Raw genomic sequence first — 18,647 nt, forward strand, 5'->3', positions numbered from 1 at the left:
AGCCAGATCGGTAGCACTCATGACTCTCGCCTGCGCTCTTGCGCTGCGGCACGCCAGCTCATGGCGCCAACGCAGCGGCGATGTCGTCGAGCACACGAGAAGCCGCTATCGGCCCCGAGGCACTGCTCCAGAGCTGACCATCCACCGGCATCACCCGGTCACGCTGGACCACATCGAGTCGCGCGAACGCCGGCGTCTGGCGCGCCGCTGCCATCGCCGCCTCGCCCTCGGCGTTGAGGGTGGCAAGAAACAGCCAGTCGCTATCGATGAGTGCCAGGTTCTCGAGACTGAGCGGATCGCTGTGCGGCCGCCCCTCGGTAACCAAGCCTCCATCCGTCACCGCGAAGCCAGCGGCGGCCATCAGGCCGGTGGCGAACAGCCGGGTCGACATCACCATCGGCCCATGCGGCATCCATCGGGCCAGCAGCGCCCTGGGGCGGCGCGGTGGCTGGCGCGCAGCCAGCTCGCGCGCGCGTGCGTCGATGGCATCGAGGGCCGCGTTCACCGTCGCCTCGCGATCCAGTGCGCGGGCGAACAGGCGCGCCTCGGCCTTCCAAGCCTCGGCTTCGAATCCCGAGGTCGCCGGCACCACGGTCGGCGCCAGTCGCGACAGCAACGCGTACTGCTCACGGGGCAGCCGCGGGGAGGCGAGTATCAGATCGGGACGCAGGGCCACCACCGCTTCCATGTTGGTCTCGCGCGCCGTTCCCACGATGGCGATGCCGTCGGCCGCCGTGCCGAGGTAAGCGGCGACGCCATCGCCGCCGCGTGTCGCGATGGCACCCAGCGGCGTGACGCCGGCGCTCAGCGCGGTATCCAGCGCGCCTTCGTAGAGCGTGACCACGCGCTGCGGCTGGCCCTCGATCTCGACCTCGCCGTAAGCGGTCTCGAGCGTCCGTGCCTGGGCGGCGTCGAGCATGCCGCCCAGTATCGTCAGGAGCAGCAAGCCCCACCAGCGTGACATCCCGAGACGTCTTGAACACATCTGCATGACACATTTCCTCTTGCGTCGAAACGCCACCGCGGCGAGCGCGATGTCGGTGTTGATGATCCCTGATCCGCCGTGGCGAGCGGCATAATCGTTCGCCACGGCAGCTATTGCCCTGGTCTCAGAAGGCCAGATTGATTCCGACCCAGTAGCGACGTCCGTCCTCGGTCAGGCCGTAGTCGTCGTAATTCACGCCCTTGTCCAAGAGGTTGTAGATGCCGAACAGGAAGCTGGCCTGGGGCGCGATCTCCCAGCTGCCGCCGGCGTCGACCAGGGTGTACGAGGGCGCCTGCAGCGTGCTGGCCGAACTACCGCCGGTCGGCTGGCTCTCCTCGCCACGGTAGGTCAACCGCGACCAGCCACTCAGGCGCCCGCGGGGGTTCCAGTCGAGGGTCGCGGTCGCCAGATGACGCGGCAGCTGGGTCAACGGCTTGCCCTTGTACTCGCCGGACTTCTGCTCGGAATCGGTGAAGGTGTAACTGGCAGTCAGCGACAGCGTTTCGGACAGGGGAGTGGTCAGCGAGAGTTCGACGCCCTGGGTGATCGCCTCGTCGACGTTGATGCGATAGGTCGGGTCGGCGCCAAAGTCGTTGACGCCATCGGTGCAGATATCGATCGGGCAGCCAACCCGGGTGATCTTGTCCTCGAATTCGTTGTAGAACAGCGTCGCACTGGCACTCATGCCCCCGTCACCGCTGTAAACCAGCCCCAGCTCGTGGTTGAGCGAGGTTTCCGGCTCGAGATCGGGATTGCCATAGACGTTGCCGCCGCGGCTCACCTGGCCCCAGCCCGGCGTGATCTCGCGCAGACCGGGCGAACGGTAGCCGGAGGAGACGCCGCCCTTGAGCGTCCAGTCGGGCGTCATGCTCCAGACCCCGTAGAGGCGTGGACTGTAGTGCGTGCCGTAGTTCTCGTTGTCATCCAGGCGCACGCCGCCGGTCAGCGAGAAGTCATCGGTCAGGAACCATTCGTCCTCGATGAACAGCGCCCATTGATAGACGTCTACGCTATCGATACCGGTGGCGAGATCGTTGCTGCTGGCGTCTTCCAGCGCCTGCTTCTCGTAGTTGGCACCGACGCTCAGGATATGCGCGGAAAACGGCATCACCAGGCGCGAATCGGCCACCGTATTGGTGATCTCCATCTCGCGAGTTTCGTTCTTGGCGATCTCGCGCTGGACATAGGAGTCGCTGGTGCCGATGCCCCAGCGCCCGGTATGCGTGATGGCAAAGTGCTCGCGGGTGAACTCGTCGTCGGTGTCCGTACAGGGCCCACGGCAACCGGTGTCGGAAGCCGACACGCCGACGCGGGATCGACGCTCCTGCTCGGTGCGGCCCGCCTCGAAGGTGAAGTCATGATTCGCACTCGGCGTCAGCGACAGACGCGCGGTGCCACTGCGCAGCGCCTTTTCCTCATAGCCATCGATGATCCGATCCTCTTCGCGCGTGGCGTAACGGCCGCTCACCTGGAGACCGAGTAGCCCCGGCTGGAGCGGGCCGGCAGCGTAGAACTGGGTCTGCTGTTCGTCGCCGGAATCGCGATCTTCCTGAAGGGTGGCATCGACCTGGAGGTTGCCATGCCAGGTATCGGCCACCTTGCGCGTGATGACATTGATGACCCCACCGATGGCGTCGGAACCATAGAGCGTCGACATCGGCCCACGGATCACCTCGATGCGCTCGATCGCCTGCAGCGGCGGCAGCCAGTCCTGCTCGAACCCTGCGCTACCGTTGGGGCGGGTCTCTCGGGTCGACTGGCGGCGCCCGTCGACCAGTATCAGCGTGTACTCGGGTGGCATGCCGCGAATGCTGATGTCGGCACCATTGTCTCCCGCCCCACCACCGGTAATGACGACACCCGGTACGCTACGCAGCGCGTCGGTGATGTCCCGGTAGCGATGATCCGCCAACTGCTCGCGGGTGATCACACTGATCGAGGCCGGCGCAGTGGCGACCTGCTGGGCATAACCGGCGGCGGTGACCACCAGCGGATCGAGCGACTCCTGGGCATGGGCATGACCGGCAGCGGCCACTGCCAGCGATAGGGTGGAGACACGCAACGGTGTGGACAGCGTCATGGAGGATCCCTTGAATGACATGCTCTCGGGCGGGACGAGGCCGTACCGCCGAGAAACTTAATACGAATATTTATCATTTAGATTCTTTCATACTCTTCTGGTAACGTTGCGCGACAGCGTGTTGCGTGTCGCGCAACGCCCACGGATTCCCATGTCCCCCGACGCCCGTTGACACCGCCACAGACGTCGGGCCCGACTTCAGAGCCACTTCCACATGTACGATCTCGATTCGCTGACCACTTTTGCCGACGTGATGCACAGCGGCAGCCTGACCGTGAGTGCCCGGCGTCTGGGCGTGGCCAAGTCGACCCTTAGCCGTCGGATCGCGCATCTCGAAGCCCAACTCGGGCAGCCGCTACTGAGACGCCAGGCCAACCGGTTACTGCCGACCGAGGCCGGCAGTCTGTTTCTGGGCTATGCCCGGGAGATGTTGCAGATCGCCGAATGCAGCCAGCGGACCTTGGACGACCTGCGCGCGGAGATCAGTGGAGAGGTGGTGATCGAAGTGCATTCGGCGCTCGCACGCGGGTGGATGGCACGCCAGGCGGAGCATTTCCTGGCCCAGCATCCGCAGGCGCAGTTGGTTCTGCGCACGCTACAGGCGCCGCCACTGGCCTCGGATGCCAACGCCATCTACGTCTGGCTGGGAGAGATCGACGAGTGCGGACTGCGCCAGGAGCGTCTCGGCTGGTTAACCTACGGTATCTACGCCAGCCCCGACTACCTCAGCCGCCACGGCACGCCCCAGCACCCGCGGGATCTGCGCCGCCACGATTGGATAGATCGTCTCGGTGAGGCGGAGAAAGGCATGGTGCTGCGACACCCGGAGCACGGTGGCTATCCGCTGCCGGCATCGACCTCGCGTCTGCAGGTCGACCAACTGGTACTGCATGCCGATGCCATCGTTCGCAGCCAAGGGCTCGGACTGATGCCGCACTGGATGGCTCAGCTGCGTCTGCGCCATCATCCGGGGTCGCTGGTCCCCTGCCTGCCCGACTGGCAGGCTCCGGCACAGCCGATCACGCTGCTCTACCCCTACGGCCACCAGCCGCGTAAGATCGCCGCGCTGCTGGAACAGCTAAGACACGCCGTCCCCGAGGCCTGGCAAATCGCCACGCCCGCTTCTCCCGGGCTCGCCATTTGCAGCTAGACTTGCCGATATGGCAGGTGTCTGCTGACCATGATCATCTGTCGACAATTTATTAAGCATGCTAATATTATCGCCGCTTCGACGGCTGCGCCAAGGGATGCCATGGGTCTTCAGGAAATCGCGCTAGGTGGCATCTATCTCAGCCCCCTACTGATCTACGCCATACTCGGCCTCGTCGCGACCCTGGTCACACGAACCCTGCTGCACTGGTTGGTGGGGCACCGCGCACTGTGGTACGAAGCCTGGTTCGACGTCTCGCTGTTCGTGATCTTCACCGCCGCGATCACCTTTCTGTTTACCGTCCTGCTCGAGAGCTCTTGATGCGCAACTCGCTACGTATCCTCTTGACCCTGATCGTCGTGGCCATCGCCGTCGCTGCCGGCGTATGGCTGTGGAACTACTACCTGTTCACCCCCTGGACCCGGGACGCTCGCGTGCGCGCCGAGGTGATCACCATCGCCCCGGACGTCTCCGGCTGGGTACGTTCGCTCAACGTCAGCGACACCGGCTACGTGACCCAGGGCGACACCCTGTTCGAGATCGATCCCTCGCGCTATCAGGCCGCGCTCGACAAGGCCGAGGCCAGCGTCGCCAACAATCAGGCCACGCTCGACCTGAAGCGCGCCGAGGAGCGCCGCCGCAACCAGCTCAGCAACCGCTCGATCAGCGCCGAGGATCGCCAGATCGCGCAGATCAACACGCGTATCGCCCAGGCCAACCTGGACCAGGCCAAGGCTACCCTCGACAGTGCCAAGCTCGATCTGCAGCGCACCCAAGTGGTGGCGCCGGTGAGCGGCCACGTGCTCAACCTGCAGCTGGCGGCAGGCAACTACGTCACCCGCGGCACGCCGGTGATGGCGCTGGTGCAGGCGAACTCCTACTACGTGATGGGGTACTTCGAGGAGACCAAGATGTCCTCGATCGCCATCGGCGATCCGGCCGAGATCATCCTGATGAACGGCGATACCCACCTGCACGGCCATGTCGCCGGTATCGGCCGCGGTATCGCCGACAGCAACACCAACCTCAACAACCAGCTGCTGCCGCAGGTCCAGCCCACCTTCAACTGGGTGCGTCTGGCCCAGCGCATTCCGGTGCGGGTGACCTTCGACGAGATGCCTGACCACACCCTGCTGAGCGCCGGCATGACCGCGACGATCCGCATCCAGCACGATGCCGATGCCGAGCGCACCGACGCAGGCCATACGCCGGCCCAGCCCGCCAGCACCGCCGCCCCGGCCGGCAAAGACGAGGATCGCCGCCCCACGCCGCAGTCTCAGCCGCAAGCGCCGCTGCCCGACGCGATCCCCACCGAGCGCGCCACCGACGACGCGTCCTGACCTCATGCCGACGCTGCTCAAGCACTACCTGATGCCGGACGCCGCGGCGGTCAAGTTCGCGATCAAGACCACCGTGGCGATGATGATCGCGCTCTACCTGGCGCTCTGGTTCAATCTCGATCGCCCCTACTGGGCGCTGATCTCGGCGGCGTTTCTGCAGATCCGTCCAATGAGCGGCATGGTGATCGAAAAGGGCATCTGTCAGATCGGCGGCACCCTGATCGGCGCCCTGGTCGGGATCGCGATCATGGCGCTGTTCGCCCAGGCGCGGATCCCGGCGCTGATCACGCTGACCCTGTGGATCATGCTGTGCACCTACGTCGGCTCGCTGTGGCGCAACAACTACACCTACGGCTGCATCATGGGCGCGGTCACCGCGATGCTGATCGTGGTGATCTCCAACGGCAGCTCGCCCGGCGGTATTTTCGACATCGCCGTCGCGCGGCTTTCTGAGCTTGGGCTGGGTGCGGTGTGCGCCACGCTGGTGAGCTCGCTGCTATGGCCCTCACGAGTCGGCGAGCATCTCGCCACCCAGGCCGACAGCGTGGTCAATCAGGCCTTCGAGCACGCCGCTTTGCGCCTGGCGGCGAGTGACGACATCCCCGCCATGCAGCAGGCCCTGCGCGGCAGCCTGGGCCCGCTCACCCTGCTCGAGACCGACAGCCAGGCGGCGCGCTTCGAAGGCCCCGAAGGCCCCGGACGCATGCGCGCCACCCACGTGCTGACACGCCGCACGCTGCGCCTGATGGCCACGCTGCACGCGCTGCATCAGTTGCTGCACGAGCACGCCGACAAGCTCGACCCGGGCAGCGTGGAGATCGCGCGTCGGGTCGCCGACGGCTTCCGCGATGCGGAGCACGGCAAGGGCGTCCCCCAGGCACGCCAGGAGCTGCGTGAGCTACGCCGGCTGGTCCACGAGAGCAACGAGTCCGGCCTGGCGCCGCTCGACCGCCGCGTGCGCCTGGGCATCCGCGAAGCGATCGGCCACGCCATGGTGATGCTGGACGCACGCGAAGCGATCGCCGACCCGGGCCGCCACCGCCTGCGCTCGGCGCCGCTGGCGTGGCACCGCGACCATCTGGCGGCGGGCATCAACGCCGTGCGCGCCGGGCTGGTGTTCACCTGCCTGGCCACCTTCTGGATTCTCACCGCGTGGAGCAGCGCGCTGGTGGCGCTGCTGCTGGGCACGCTGTTCTCGGCGTTCTTCGCCAGCCGCGACAATCCGGTGATGATCACCATGATGTTCTACAAGGGCATGCTCGCGGCGATCCCCAGTGCCTTTCTGTTCGGGCACGTGCTGCTGTCTCAGGCCCACGGTTTCCCCATGCTGGCGATGCTCTTCGGCACGCCGCTGTTCCTGGGGCTGATGGGCGCGACCAACCCCAAGATCATGGGTTACTGCCTGGCCTTCACCATCTTCAATATCCTGCTGACCATGCCCGGCAACGACATGGACTTCTCATTCGACAGCTTCGCCAACCGCGCCGTGGCGGTGATCATCGGCCTGAGCTGCGTGGTGATGGGGTTCCGTCTGCTGCCGGGGCTGGGCACGCGACTGCGCCGTCGGCGCCTGATCAACGCCATCTCCCGGGATATCCATCAGCTGCAGCGGCGCTCGATCCGCGATGCCGAGACCCGCTTCAGCGGCCACATGGCGGATCGCATGCTGCAGCTGGCACAGCACGACGACATGCTGCCGGAGGATCAGCGCCATCTGTTCATCCTGGGCCTCACCGGCCTGGATGTCGGCAGCGCCACCCTGCGCCTGCGCGACCGCCTCGACGAGGCACCGCATCCGCTGATCCGGCGCGCCCACCGCCAGTTGCTGAGGGCCCTGGCCAGCGGCTTCGAGGAGGCCGCCAACGGCCGCCCGCCCCAGGGCGTGCACGCCGCCGGCCAGCGCCTGGATGCGATGATCGCCGAGCACGGCGACGTTCCCGCGGATCGCCGCGTCCTGCTGGAGGGGCTGATCGAACGCCTGGAACTGGCGCTGGAGCGCCTGGCCAAGATCATGGCCGAGCGCCCGCACATCAAGGCGTCGACGGCAGCCGTGGCCAGCGATTGAGGCGCCGAGCCGCGCGCTGGCTCGGATCGGGCGCCGCCTGCTCAGTCGCCCAGGCCGAGATAGGCCTTGACCACCGCGGCGTCCTCGCGCATCGCCGCGGCGTCGCCCTGCATGCGGATCTCGCCGTTCTCGATCACGTAGGCGTAGTGCGCCAGGCGCAGCGCCAGACGTGCGTTCTGCTCGACCAGCAGGATGGTGGTGCCGGCCTCGTTGAGGCGCTTGATGATGCGCATGATCTCGGTCACCAGCTTGGGCGCCAGACCCATCGACGGCTCGTCGAGCAGCATCACGCTGGGGCCGTGCATCAGCGCCCGCCCCATCGCCAGCATCTGCTGCTGACCGCCGGAGAGCAGCGAACCATCCTGATGGCGGCGCTCGTGGAGGATCGGGAACAGCGCGTAGACCTCCTCCAGCCGCTGCCGGCGCAGCGCACTGTCCTTGACGGTAAAGGCGCCCAGTTCGAGGTTCTCTTTTACCGTCAGCCCGCGCAGCACGCGCCGGCCTTCGGGCACGTGGACCACGCCGCGGCGGGCGATCCGATGCGCCGGCAGCCGGGCGATCGACTCCCCCGCGAGGCAGACGTCGCCCTGACGTGCCCGCACCAGCCCGGAGATGGTCTTCAGCGTGGTCGACTTGCCGGCGCCGTTGCTCCCCAGCAGGGTGACGATCTCGCCCTGGCGCACCTCCAGCGACACCCCGCGCAGGGCCTGGATCTGCCCGTAGAACGCATCCACCCCGCTCAGGCTCAGGCGTACCTCGCCCTGGCGCCCTGCACCCTGGCGTAACTCACCCGGCCCGCCCGCTTCTTGAGGGCTCGCCGCCATTTCGTCGGCTCTCGTCGTCTGTGTCACAGCGCCAACTCCTCGTCGTCCTGGCCCAGATAGGCCTCGATCACTCTAGGGTCGTTGGCCACCGCCTGCGGCGTGCCTTCGGTGATCAGGCTGCCGTGGTCGAGCACACTGATGTGTTCGGAAACGTTCATCACCAGGCTCATGTCGTGCTCGATCAGCAGTACGGCGATGCCGCGCTCGTCGCGGATGCGCCGGATCAGCTCGACCAGCGCCTCCTTCTCGCCGCCGTTGAGCCCCGCCGCCGGCTCGTCCAGCAGCAGAAGCTTGGGCTCGGTGGCCAGCGCCCGGGCGATCTCCACCCGGCGCTGGTGGCCATAGGCGAGGTTGGTCGCCAGCCGCTCCTGGCTGTCGGCGAGGCCGACGAAGTCGAGACACTCAAGACTGGTCGCGCGAATCCGCTTCTCTTCGGCGCGCTGGCTGGGCAGGCGCAGCACCGCCGCCAGCGCGCCGGCGCGGGAGCGGCAGTGCTGGCCGGCCATGACGTTCTCGAGCACCGACATCTCGCGGAACAGGCGCACGTTCTGGAAGGTGCGCGCGATACCCAGGCGGGTCACGCTGTGGGGCTTGCGCTTGACCAGGCGCTCGCCGTCGAAGGTGATCTCGCCACGCTGCGGCCGATAGAAGCCGGTGATGACGTTGAACAGTGAGGTCTTGCCGGCGCCGTTGGGGCCGATCAGGCTCTGGATGCGCCCCGCGGCGACCCCGAAAGCGACCTCGTCGAGCACGCTGTTACCGGCGAAGCTCAGCGAGACCTGGTTGAGTTGGAGTAGCATCGGCGGCTCCTCAGGATCGTTTTTCGGGCCAGATACCGCTGGGTCGGAACAGCATGATCAGCAGCAGCAGCACGGCGAAGATCAGCAGTCGCAGGGTGTCGAACTCGCGCAGCAGCTCCGGTCCCAGCACCACGATGAAGGCGCCCAGGATCACCCCGGGAATCTTGCCCATGCCGCCCAGCACCACCGCCATCAGGATCAGCACCGACTGCTGGAAGCTGAAGCTCTCCGGCGAGATCGCACCCAGATTGACCGAGAAGAAGATGCCGCCGACGGCGCCGAAGATCGCGCCGATCACATAGGCCGCCAGCTTGACCGCGACGCGGTTGATCCCCATCGCCTCGGCGGCGTCCTCGTCGTGGCGCACGTAGAGCCAGGCGCGTCCCAGGCGCGAGTCGAACAGCCGCTGGCTGGCGATGTAGGCGAGCACCGCCAGCACCGCGAAGACGTAGTAGAAATCGATCGAGCTATCGATGTACCAGCCGAACAGCGACGGCTCGGGGATGTGCGACAGCCCGCTGGCGCCACCGGTGATCTCCAGATTGCGCGCGGTGAAGCGCACGATCTCGCCGAAGCCCAGGGTGACGATGGCCAGATAGTCGCTGCGCAGCCGCAGCGTCGGCCCGCCGATGATCACCCCGGCCAGCGCCGCCGCCAGCAGCGCGAACGGGATCGCGGCCCAGAAGTTGAAGCCGAACTGCTGGGTCAAAATGCCGATGGTATAGGCGCCCACGGCAAAGAAGGCGGCATAGCCGAGATCGAGCAAGCCGGCGTAGCCCACCACCACGTTGAGCCCCAGGCACAGCACCACGTAGAGCAGCGCATTGGTCAGGATCACGGTGACGTACTGGCTCGACAGCCACGGCGTGACGATCAGGATGGCGAGCAGCACCAGATGCAGCGCGCGCCGCCGCCCGGGGGAGTCGAAGGCGGCATACAGGCGCTGGGCCGGGTTGCCGCGGGGGCGCTCTTGCGGCGCCACAGGGGTCGGATTGGCCATGTCACATCCTCTCCACTTCGGATTTGCCGAGCAGCCCCGTGGGCTTGAACACCAGCACCAGGATCAGGATCGCGAAGGTGAAGACATCCTTCCATTCGCTGCCGATGAACGGGATATGGGTGCCGAACGACTCCAGCAGGCCCAGGATCAGGCCACCGAGCATGGCACCGGTGATACTGCCGATACCGCCGATCACCGCCGCGGTGAACGCCTTCAGCCCGATCAGAAAGCCCATGAAGTACCAGATGCTGCCGTAGTAGGCGCCGGCCATGGTGCCGGCGGCGGCGGCCAGCCCCGAGCCGATGAAGAAGGTGATCGCGATCACCGCCGAGACGTTGATGCCGAGCATGCGGCACATGTCCTTGTCGATCGCCACCGCGCGCATGGCGCGGCCATAGAGCGTCTTCGACACGAACAGCTCCAGCGCGATCATCAGCACCGCCGCTGTGGCCACCAGTACGATCTGGTTGTACGAGATGAACAGGTTGCCGAGGCTGAGCCCGCCGAAGCCGAGATCGGTGCGAAAGGCGGTGTACTGGCCGCCGGTCAGCGACAGCGCGGCGTTCTGCAGCACCAGCGACACCGCCAGCGCGGTGATCAGGATCGACAGCCTGGGTGCCGCCAGCATCGGGTGGTAGGCGATGCGCTCGATTACCACACCCAGGCAGCCCACTGCCAGCATCGCCAGCAGCATCGCCACGAAGATGCCCAGCCAGCCGGCGCCGAGCACCCCTGAGACCAGTGACAGACCGCCGAAGCCGGCGAAGGCGCCGGTCATGTAGAGATCGCCATGGGCGAAGTTGAGCAGCTTGATGACCCCGAACACCATGGTGTAGCCGAGCGCCACCAGCGCGTAGAAAGAGCCCAGCACCAGCCCGTCGGCGAGCTGCTGGAGCAGAGAGTCGTACCAGGTCATGGGCATGCGTCCCTGGGCAGCGAGGTGAAGAGGCCGTCACGGCGCCGCCCGCCGCGCACTCTGCACGCAGGCGGCGGGCGGGCCCTACGGCCGGCCGTGGATCAGGGCTGGTAGCGGGTCCACTTGCCGCCCTGCCCCTCGAGCACCACGAAGTTGCTGCGTGCCAGGGTGTGCTGCGGGGTGAAGCTGATCGGGCCGGCCAGCCACTCCTTGCCGTCGGCGCTGCCCAGCGCTTTGATGATGGCATCGGCGTCGGTGGAGCCAGCCTTGTCGATGGCCCAGGCCATCAGCTGCATACCGTCATAGGCCAGCGGTGCGTAGGGGCCGGGGGCGGTATCGAACTTGGCCTGATAGTCACTGATGAACTGCTTGGCGGCCGGCAGGAAGTCGGCGGTGGGGTTGGAGAAGGCGTAGACGCCTTCGGCGGCCTGCCCGGCGATATCGAACAGCTTGGGCGAGTTGGAGCCGTCGCCCACCGCGATGGTGCCCTGGAAGCCGCGCTGGCGCAGCTGCCGGATCAGCAGACCGCCGTCGGCGTAGTAGGCGGTCCAGAACACCGCCTGGGCGCCGGAGCCGCGGATCTTGTTGACCAGCGCCGAGAAGTCCTGCTCGCCCTTGTTGACGTACTCGAAGGCCGACACCTCATGGCCGGCCGCGGTCCAGGCGTCGCGGGTCAGGTTGGCCAGATCCTGGGAGTAGGCATCGCCCTGATTGACGATCGCCAGCTTGTCGATGCCCTTGCCGGCGAAGAAGTCGACCGCGGTCTTGGCCTGGTCGGCCCCGGTCGAATTGATCATGAAGGCGTTGCCGGGGTTGGCGGGGATCAGCTGGGTCGAGTTGGCGGCGACGATCACGAACGGAATATTGGCGTCACCGTAGATCTTCAACGTCGGCTGGGTGGCACCGGAGCAGTAGCCGCCGACCACGCCGACCACCTCCTGGGAAGCCAGACGGCTGGCAGCGTTGACCGACTGCTGCGGGTCACAGGCGGTATCGCCGCTGACCAGGGTGATCTGGCGTCCGCCGAGCAGGCCGCCCTTGGCGTTGATCTCGTCGGCGGCCAGGCCGATGGCATTGAGTATGTCCTTGCCGTAGGTCGCTTCGGAGCCGGTGGTGGGCGCCTGGACCCCGATGGTGATCGGTCCGTCCTGGGCCAGAGCCGGGCCGCTCGCCGCCAGATGGAGGGCCGCCGTGGAGGCGATGAGCTTGAGGATCGTTCTCAGGTTCATGATTGCCACTACTCCCTTCGCTTTGCGCTTTATGGTTGTTGGTACGACGCTGATCAGGAGACCGCCTGCGTTGAGCGACGGGATGGACAAGATTGCCCCCTTCCCCCCTCCTGACACGGCGTGTTACGCACTGATAGCACACCTCTTGTATAAAATATACATTTCTAATACTGGCAAATGGCCTTGGTCTACTCGTCAGACATGCCGCCCCTGTGGCGTGGCCAGGGAGTGGCACGAGACCTGAACCCAGAAACGTACATGCCCCGCCGAGCGCACTCGACGGGGCATGGCAGCGCGACCTCCAATCGCCTCAGTAGGTCAGGCCGAAGTGGCTCTGCACGCTGGTGTGCCAGCCATCGTCCACCGGCGAGCCGAAGTAGTTCAGCCCGTTCTTGTTGGTGACGATATCGAACCAGGCGTAGTAGCGCCCGGCGGTGACCTTCACCCCCAGGTCGTTGAGCATGGGGTCGTCCATGTCGCCGAAGCCGCCGTTGACCGCTGAGTAGTCGCCCGAGGCGGCGATATAGCTGAAGTCGTTGTAGAAGTAGAGGTTCTCCACCACGCCCCAGTCTACGTCCATGCTGTAGGCCAGGCTCGCCGAGTACATCTGCCCCTCTGCCGGGATCAGATAGTTGAAGCCGAAGGCCCCGATCTGCAGCGCGTTGTCCGAGATACCCGATACGGTCTCGTCGGGGTTCTTGGCGTTGTACTGGTAGCTGGTCGCCTGCAGCAGGGTGGTCCAGTTGCCGTAGTTGCCGTTCATGCCCAGCGCCACGGCCCAGTTGTCGCCGCTCTCGTGGGTGTTGTGGTTATAGAGCTGCCCCCCCTTGGCCGAGAGGTTGACCTCGGTGGTGTAGTCCGAGCCCTTGCCGAAGGTATAGGCGGCGCGCGCGGCCAGCTGATTCTCTTCGCTGTTGCCCTGGGCGCTGTCACCGATCGCGTTGGCACCGTAGTGCTCGTTGCCGTCGCCGAGCTGATCGCTCTTGAAGAACGCCAATGACGTATCCCAGGCGCCCTGGCTGTGGTCCCACTTGATGCCGGCGTTCTGGTTGTCGTTGAAACCCGCTAGATAAGGCAGGTTGCCGTACCAGCCGAGGTAGCCGTAATCCATGTTGCCGAACGGGGTCTGCACCAGGCCGAGCTTGACCGTATCGGCATCGCTGAAGGCGTAGCCCGCCCAGGCGTGATGCAGGAAGCGATAGCCGTCGTAGAAGCGGTACTGGAACGAGTAGGAGAGCGGGCCTTCGCCACCGTCCATGCCGAGGATGAACTTGCCGAAATCCATGTCACCGACGGTGTCCTTGCTCGACTCGCTCCAGTCGTTGAAGGTGTAGCCCAGCTCGATCGCGCCGCTGAATTGTGGCGTGCCGACGTTGTCCAGCAGCGAGCTGTTCTTCTCCGCCAGCTGGCGCGTCTGGGTATTCTCGCGCTGCTGACTCGCCTTCTGCGCGGCGAGTTCGCGCTTGAGCTCCTGCACCTGCTGCTGGAGCGCATCGAGGCGCCGCTGGATGGTGTCGCTATCCTGCGAGCTCTGCGCGAATGCCATAGGCGCGCAGGCCATCAGGCCCACGGTGAGGCCGATCGTCTTGTAGGTCTTGATCACGTTGTCATTCCCTTGTCGTTGTCGATGCGGCCTCTGCCGGGCCGCCGAAAAACCGTGTCGCACACGCGACATACGCGCCCTTTATCCGAGCCTATATACGAGTTAGGCGGCTCATATGGAGTATGACGCTTCATACAAAGTAGACGGTTTCGACGGTTTACCGTAACGAATCCGTTACGCATTCGACACACGTGGCATCGGCGCCCATGAGCGCACGCCGCAAGCAGCGGCATTCGTCATCCCGCTTCGGGCTGACTACGCTTGTGTCAGACGGGCCGGCGCGCCACAGAAAGCGGGCCGCCCCATTCAGAGCCGCCGCCGCGCAACGGTCAATGGATGGCGGACAGCCAGCGCACTCATTCAACGCGTTCATTCAAGGCGCTCTTTCAAGGGAGAAAAACGTGGCCAAATCCACCTCGTCTCGCGGTGCGAGCAGGTTGTTCGCCTGCATCGTAGGTCTCATCGTCGCGCTCGCCGGGCTCGCCCTGGGCGGCGGCGGGCTCTATCTGGCACTGCTAGGGGGCTCCTGGTACTACCTGATCGCGGGCATGGGGATGCTGCTCGCGGGCATTCAGCTATGGCGCGGCCGGCTCTCGGGCGCCTGGCTCTACGCGCTGGTCTTCATCGGCTCTTTCCTGTGGGCCGCGTGGGAGTCGGGGCTCGACTACTGGCGCTGGATCCCGCGCTTCGACCTGATCCTGATCCTGGCGATCCTGGTCGCCCTGGTCGCGCCCGCACTGCGCGGCGGCCCGCGCCCGCGGGTCGGCTTCGCGCTGGCCGGTGTGCTCTGCCTGGGGCTGATCGTCGCCGGCGCGCTGGCGTTTGTGCCCGGGCGCGGCTATCAGCACCTGGCGACGGTACCGGCGGTCGCCGACGGTTCGCTGGCCACCGATGTCGGCAACGCCCAGCCGGCGGACGTGCCCGCTCCGGGCGACTGGACCGCCTACGGCCGCGATTCGGCGGCGACCCGCTACTCGCCGCTGGAGCAGATCACCCCGGACAACGTCGGCCAGCTCCAGGTCGCCTGGCAGTACCGCACCGGCGACGTGCTGGATCACCGCTGGGGCGCCGAGACCACCCCGCTCAAGGTGGGCGATGATGTCTTCCTGTGTACCTCGCGCAATATCCTGATCTCCCTCGATGCCGCCACCGGCGAAGAGAACTGGCGCTACAACCCGGTGGTCTCCGAGGATGCCATCCCCTACACCGCCGCCTGCCGCGGCGTGACCTACTACGAAGTGCCGGCGGATCGCCTGCCCGCGGCGGACAGCGCCAGCGCCGATACTCAGGAGGCGGCCAGTGGCGCCCAGGAAGGTGACGCCAAGCGCGAAGAGCATCACAACGAGGGCGATCAGAACGGCGGCGATCAAGACAAAGAAAACGCGGTCGCCGACAGCGATGCCATCGCCTGCCGCACCCGGATCATCTCCGGCACCCTGGATGGGCGCATCATCGAAGTCGACGCCGCCACCGGCAAGCCGTGCACCGATTTCGGCGACAACGGCCAGGTCGATATCAAGCGCAACATGGGCGAGACCCCGCCGGGCTATGTCTCGATCAACTCCGCCCCGGTGGTAGTGCGCGATGTCATCGTCACCGGGCATCAGGTGCTCGACGGCCAGCGCCGCTATCCGCCCTCCGGCGTGATCAAGGGCTTCGACGCCGTGACCGGCGAACTGCAGTGGGCGTGGGATGCCGGCCGCCCCGACCGCAGCGAACCGCTGAGCGGCGACGAAACCTACGTGCGCGGCTCGCCCAACATGTGGACCACCGCCGCCGGCGACAGCAAGCTGGGGCTGGTCTACCTGCCCATGGCCAACAGCGCCGCCGACTACTGGAGCAGCTCGCGCACCCCGGAAGAGAACGCCTGGGCCAGCTCGATGGTCGCGCTCGACGTCGAGACAGGCCTGCCCAAGTGGCACTTCCAGACCGCGCACAAGGACGTGTGGGACTACGACCCCGGCTCGCAGCCGACGCTGATCGACTTCCCCACCGACAACGGCGAAGTGCCGGCGCTGATCATGCCCACCAAGCAGGGCGAGATCTACGTGTTCAATCGCGAGACCGGCGAACTGCTCGGTGGCGGCGCCGAGGAGCGCCCGGTGCCCCAGGGTGGCGCCGAGCCGGAGCAGCGCAGCAAGACCCAGCCGTTCTCGCTTTACGCCACCCTGCGTCAGCCCGACATCACCGAAAAAGACATGTGGGGCATGTCGCCGTTCGACCAGCTCTTCTGTCGTATCCAGTACCAGCAGGCCAGTTGGGAGGGCATGTACACGCCGCCCACCGCCGAGCAGCCGTGGGTCGAGTACACCGGCTACAACGGCGGCTCCGACTGGGGCAGCGTGGCGGTCGACCCTCAGCGCGGGGTGATCATCGCCAACTACAACGACATGCCCAACTACAACGAGCTGGTGCCGCGTGACGTCGCCAACGAGCTGGGCTGGGTCCCGCGCGAGGAGCAAAAATCCGACCGCGGCGGCGCCGAGGGCGCGGGAGATCCGCAGGCCAACACCCCCTACGCGATCAACGTCAACGCCGGCTGGCGGGTGCCCTACACCGGGCTTTTGTGCAAGCAGCCGCCGTATGGCCATATCCGCGCCATCGAACTCTCCAGCGGCAAGACGCTCTGGGACCGCCCGCTGGGCACCGCCCGCGCCAACGGCCCCTGGGGCATTCGCTCGGGCCTGCCGATCGATATCGGCACGCCCAACAACGGCGGCTCAGTGGTGACCGCCGGCGGCTTGATCTTCATCGCCGCGGCGACCGACGATCTAATTCGCGCCATCGACATCGAGAGCGGCGAGACCGTGTGGCAGGCTCCCCTGCCCGCCGGCGGCCAAGCCAACCCGATGGTCTACGAAGCCGATGGCCGCCAGTATCTGGTGATCGTCGCCACCGGCCACCACTTCATGCAGACCCCCACCGGCGACTACGTGATCGCCTACGCCCTGCCCAAGCAGAGCGACACCTGAGCGGCGCGCTACGCTCACCGCGAGACCGCATCGCCCCGGCCAACTGGCCGGGGCGATGCGTTTCAGCGAGACGCCAGGGCGCCGTGTCGGTTCAATCGCGGTCGACGGCGAACGCCGACCACGCCTGCCGCGTCGGCATCACCTCCAGCCGGTTGATGTTGATATGCGCCGGCAACGTGGCCAGATAGAACATCTGCTCGGCGATATCCTCCGCGCTGAGCGCAGTGGTGCCGCGGTAGAGCGCATCCGATGCGGCCTGGTCGCCACCGGTGCGCACCAGGGTGAACTCGGTCTCGGCCAGGCCCGGGGCCAGGTCGGTGACGCGCACGCCGCTACCCTGGAGATCGCAGCGCAGGTTGTAGCTGAACTGCTGCACGAAGGCTTTCGACGCCCCGTAGACGTGACTCCCCGGATAGGGCCACTGTCCGGCGATGGAGCCGACGTTGACGATACTCGCCCCTGCCCCGGTCTCGATCAGCGTCGGCAGCAGCGCATGGGTCACGTTGATCAGGCCGGTGATGTTGGTGTCGATCATGGTGTGCCAATCCGCGAGCTTGACCCGCTGGGCCGGCTCCGGCGCCAGCGCCAGGCCGGCGTTGTTGATCAGCGCTCGCACCCGCTCGAACGGCTCCGGCAGCGCCTCGATCGCCTGACGTACGGCCTGGTCATCGCGCACGTCGAGCACCAGCGTGTGCACCTCGACCCGGCTCGACAGCTCCTGGGCCAGCGCCTCGAGCCGCGCCTGGCGGCGCCCGGCGAGGACCAGTGCCCAGCCGGCCTCGGCGAAGCGGCGGGCGGCGGCGCGGCCGAACCCGGAGGTGGCACCGGTAATGAAAACGACGTCTTGCATGCTTGTCTCCTCGGCTTGATTGTCGGTGGTTGCGTGTCTATCGCGGTGCGCTCAGCGCATCAGGGTCTCCCGCGCCAGCACCCACAGCGAGAGCGCGATCAGCAGCGGCGCCACGCTCCAGCGCATCGAGCGCGGCGGCGAGCGCTCGAAGGCCCACTGCCCCAGCGCGTTGCCGAGCAGTGCCGGCATCAGCAGCCAGGCGCCGCGTGTCAGCGTCTGGGCATGCAGTGCACCGGCCAGCCACAGGCCACTCAGAGCGGCGCTGCTGCTGAGCGCAAAGAATAGGATCGCCGTGGCGCGCAGCACCGCCGGCGGCAGCCGCTGCTGCAGCAGATAGAGCATCAGCGGCGGGCCACCCGACGAGGCGAGCGTCTGGCACAGCCCCGAGGCCGCCCCGGCCAGCCAGGCAGTGCCAGCGCGCAGCTCGCGTGCCGCACTGGGCACCGCCGTGCGCCCCAACAGCAGCGCCAGCGCCCCGACCAGGGCCAACAGTGCGACGACGATCCGCAGCGGCGTGGGCGGAATGCTCGCCATCAGCCATACGCCGAGCGGTGTCGCCAGCGCCATGCCGCCGATCAGACGGCTCAGCCGGGGACGGTCGGCCAGGCGCCAGGCGCGCCGCCACAGCCCCGCGCTGGCGATCAGGTCGAGCAGCAGGGCCAGCGGCACGGCTTCGAGCGGTGGCAGCACGAGCATCAGCCCGAGCGCCAGCAGCATGGCGAAGCCGAAGCCGCAGTAGCCGCGCACCGCACCTGCCAGACACGCCAGTGCCACTACCCCACCCAGCGACGGCAGCGCCGGCATCACCGCCGCGACGTTCACCGCTGCACACT

The 18,647-nt window shown here is 66.7% G+C and carries 15 protein-coding genes; 5 read left to right on the forward strand and 10 right to left on the reverse strand.

Going from position 1 to position 18,647, the window contains the following annotated elements; translation table 11 throughout:
* Nucleotides 1-58: 58 nt before the first annotated feature.
* Nucleotides 59-991, reverse strand: coding sequence for an ABC transporter substrate-binding protein (locus J0A90_RS08020; RefSeq protein WP_233076595.1), 933 nt, complete (start codon nucleotides 989-991; stop codon nucleotides 59-61).
* A 118-nt stretch (nucleotides 992-1,109) separates the two neighbouring features.
* A complete protein-coding gene (locus J0A90_RS08025) occupies nucleotides 1,110-3,065 on the reverse strand; it encodes a ligand-gated channel protein (RefSeq protein WP_207033356.1) in 1,956 nt (651 codons plus the stop codon).
* Nucleotides 3,066-3,279: 214 nt separating this feature from the next.
* On the opposite strand from J0A90_RS08025, the gene J0A90_RS08030 reads away from it, so the two are divergent.
* The 4 genes from J0A90_RS08030 (at nucleotide 3,280) to J0A90_RS08045 (ending at nucleotide 7,620) form a co-directional block, all read left to right on the forward strand.
* Entirely contained in the window at nucleotides 3,280-4,215 is a 936-nt protein-coding gene (locus J0A90_RS08030) for a LysR family transcriptional regulator (RefSeq protein WP_207033358.1), read from the forward strand.
* Nucleotides 4,216-4,317: 102 nt separating this feature from the next.
* The gene (locus J0A90_RS08035; RefSeq protein ID WP_035471252.1) at nucleotides 4,318-4,536 is read left to right on the forward strand and encodes a DUF1656 domain-containing protein; all 219 of its coding nucleotides are present in this window, start codon (nucleotides 4,318-4,320) and stop codon (nucleotides 4,534-4,536) included.
* Nucleotides 4,536-5,555, forward strand: a complete 1,020-nt coding sequence (locus tag J0A90_RS08040; protein WP_207033360.1) for an HlyD family secretion protein — start codon at nucleotides 4,536-4,538, stop codon at nucleotides 5,553-5,555. The genes J0A90_RS08035 and J0A90_RS08040 overlap by 1 nt, the downstream gene beginning before the upstream one ends.
* Before the next feature lie 4 nt (nucleotides 5,556-5,559).
* Entirely contained in the window at nucleotides 5,560-7,620 is a 2,061-nt protein-coding gene (locus J0A90_RS08045; RefSeq protein WP_233076596.1) for an FUSC family protein, read from the forward strand.
* Between the two features lie 41 nt (nucleotides 7,621-7,661).
* Here the strand turns inward: J0A90_RS08045 and J0A90_RS08050 are convergent, their stop codons facing one another.
* The 6 genes from J0A90_RS08050 to J0A90_RS08075 all read right to left on the reverse strand — a co-directional run bounded on the left by J0A90_RS08050 (nucleotide 7,662) and on the right by J0A90_RS08075 (nucleotide 13,992).
* Complete coding sequence (locus J0A90_RS08050; protein WP_233076598.1) at nucleotides 7,662-8,471, reverse strand: ABC transporter ATP-binding protein; 810 nt, start codon at nucleotides 8,469-8,471, stop codon at nucleotides 7,662-7,664.
* Nucleotides 8,468-9,244: an ABC transporter ATP-binding protein gene (locus tag J0A90_RS08055; RefSeq protein ID WP_207033364.1), complete on the reverse strand. Its 777-nt coding sequence runs from the start codon at nucleotides 9,242-9,244 to the stop codon at nucleotides 8,468-8,470. Before J0A90_RS08055 ends, J0A90_RS08050 begins: the two co-directional genes overlap by 4 nt.
* Before the next feature lie 10 nt (nucleotides 9,245-9,254).
* Nucleotides 9,255-10,244, reverse strand: a complete 990-nt coding sequence (locus J0A90_RS08060; RefSeq protein WP_207033366.1) for a branched-chain amino acid ABC transporter permease — start codon at nucleotides 10,242-10,244, stop codon at nucleotides 9,255-9,257.
* 1 nt (nucleotide 10,245) lies between these two features.
* Entirely contained in the window at nucleotides 10,246-11,160 is a 915-nt protein-coding gene (locus tag J0A90_RS08065) for a branched-chain amino acid ABC transporter permease (RefSeq protein ID WP_035471257.1), read from the reverse strand.
* A gap of 101 nt (nucleotides 11,161-11,261) precedes the next feature.
* Complete coding sequence (locus J0A90_RS08070) at nucleotides 11,262-12,389, reverse strand: branched-chain amino acid ABC transporter substrate-binding protein (protein WP_207033367.1); 1,128 nt, start codon at nucleotides 12,387-12,389, stop codon at nucleotides 11,262-11,264.
* 310 nt (nucleotides 12,390-12,699) lie between these two features.
* Nucleotides 12,700-13,992 (reverse strand): hypothetical protein, encoded by a 1,293-nt coding sequence (locus tag J0A90_RS08075; RefSeq protein ID WP_233076599.1) that lies wholly within the window; start codon nucleotides 13,990-13,992, stop codon nucleotides 12,700-12,702.
* Between the two features lie 401 nt (nucleotides 13,993-14,393).
* Here J0A90_RS08075 and J0A90_RS08080 point away from each other — a divergent pair, with 401 nt between their 5' ends.
* Nucleotides 14,394-16,964, forward strand: a complete 2,571-nt coding sequence (locus J0A90_RS08080) for a membrane-bound PQQ-dependent dehydrogenase, glucose/quinate/shikimate family (protein WP_370635755.1) — start codon at nucleotides 14,394-14,396, stop codon at nucleotides 16,962-16,964.
* Between the two features lie 91 nt (nucleotides 16,965-17,055).
* On the opposite strand, the gene J0A90_RS08085 is transcribed toward J0A90_RS08080, so the two are convergent.
* Together J0A90_RS08085 and J0A90_RS08090 are read right to left on the reverse strand one after the other, a co-directional pair.
* On the reverse strand, nucleotides 17,056-17,814 hold the full coding sequence (locus tag J0A90_RS08085; protein ID WP_207033369.1) for an SDR family NAD(P)-dependent oxidoreductase: 759 nt from the start codon (nucleotides 17,812-17,814) through the stop codon (nucleotides 17,056-17,058).
* Between the two features lie 51 nt (nucleotides 17,815-17,865).
* On the reverse strand, nucleotides 17,866-18,636 hold the full coding sequence (locus tag J0A90_RS08090) for a sulfite exporter TauE/SafE family protein (RefSeq protein ID WP_207033371.1): 771 nt from the start codon (nucleotides 18,634-18,636) through the stop codon (nucleotides 17,866-17,868).
* Nucleotides 18,637-18,647: the final 11 nt, after the last annotated feature.

The organism is Salinicola sp. DM10, from assembly GCF_017306975.2.
GTDB lineage: Bacteria > Pseudomonadota > Gammaproteobacteria > Pseudomonadales > Halomonadaceae > Salinicola.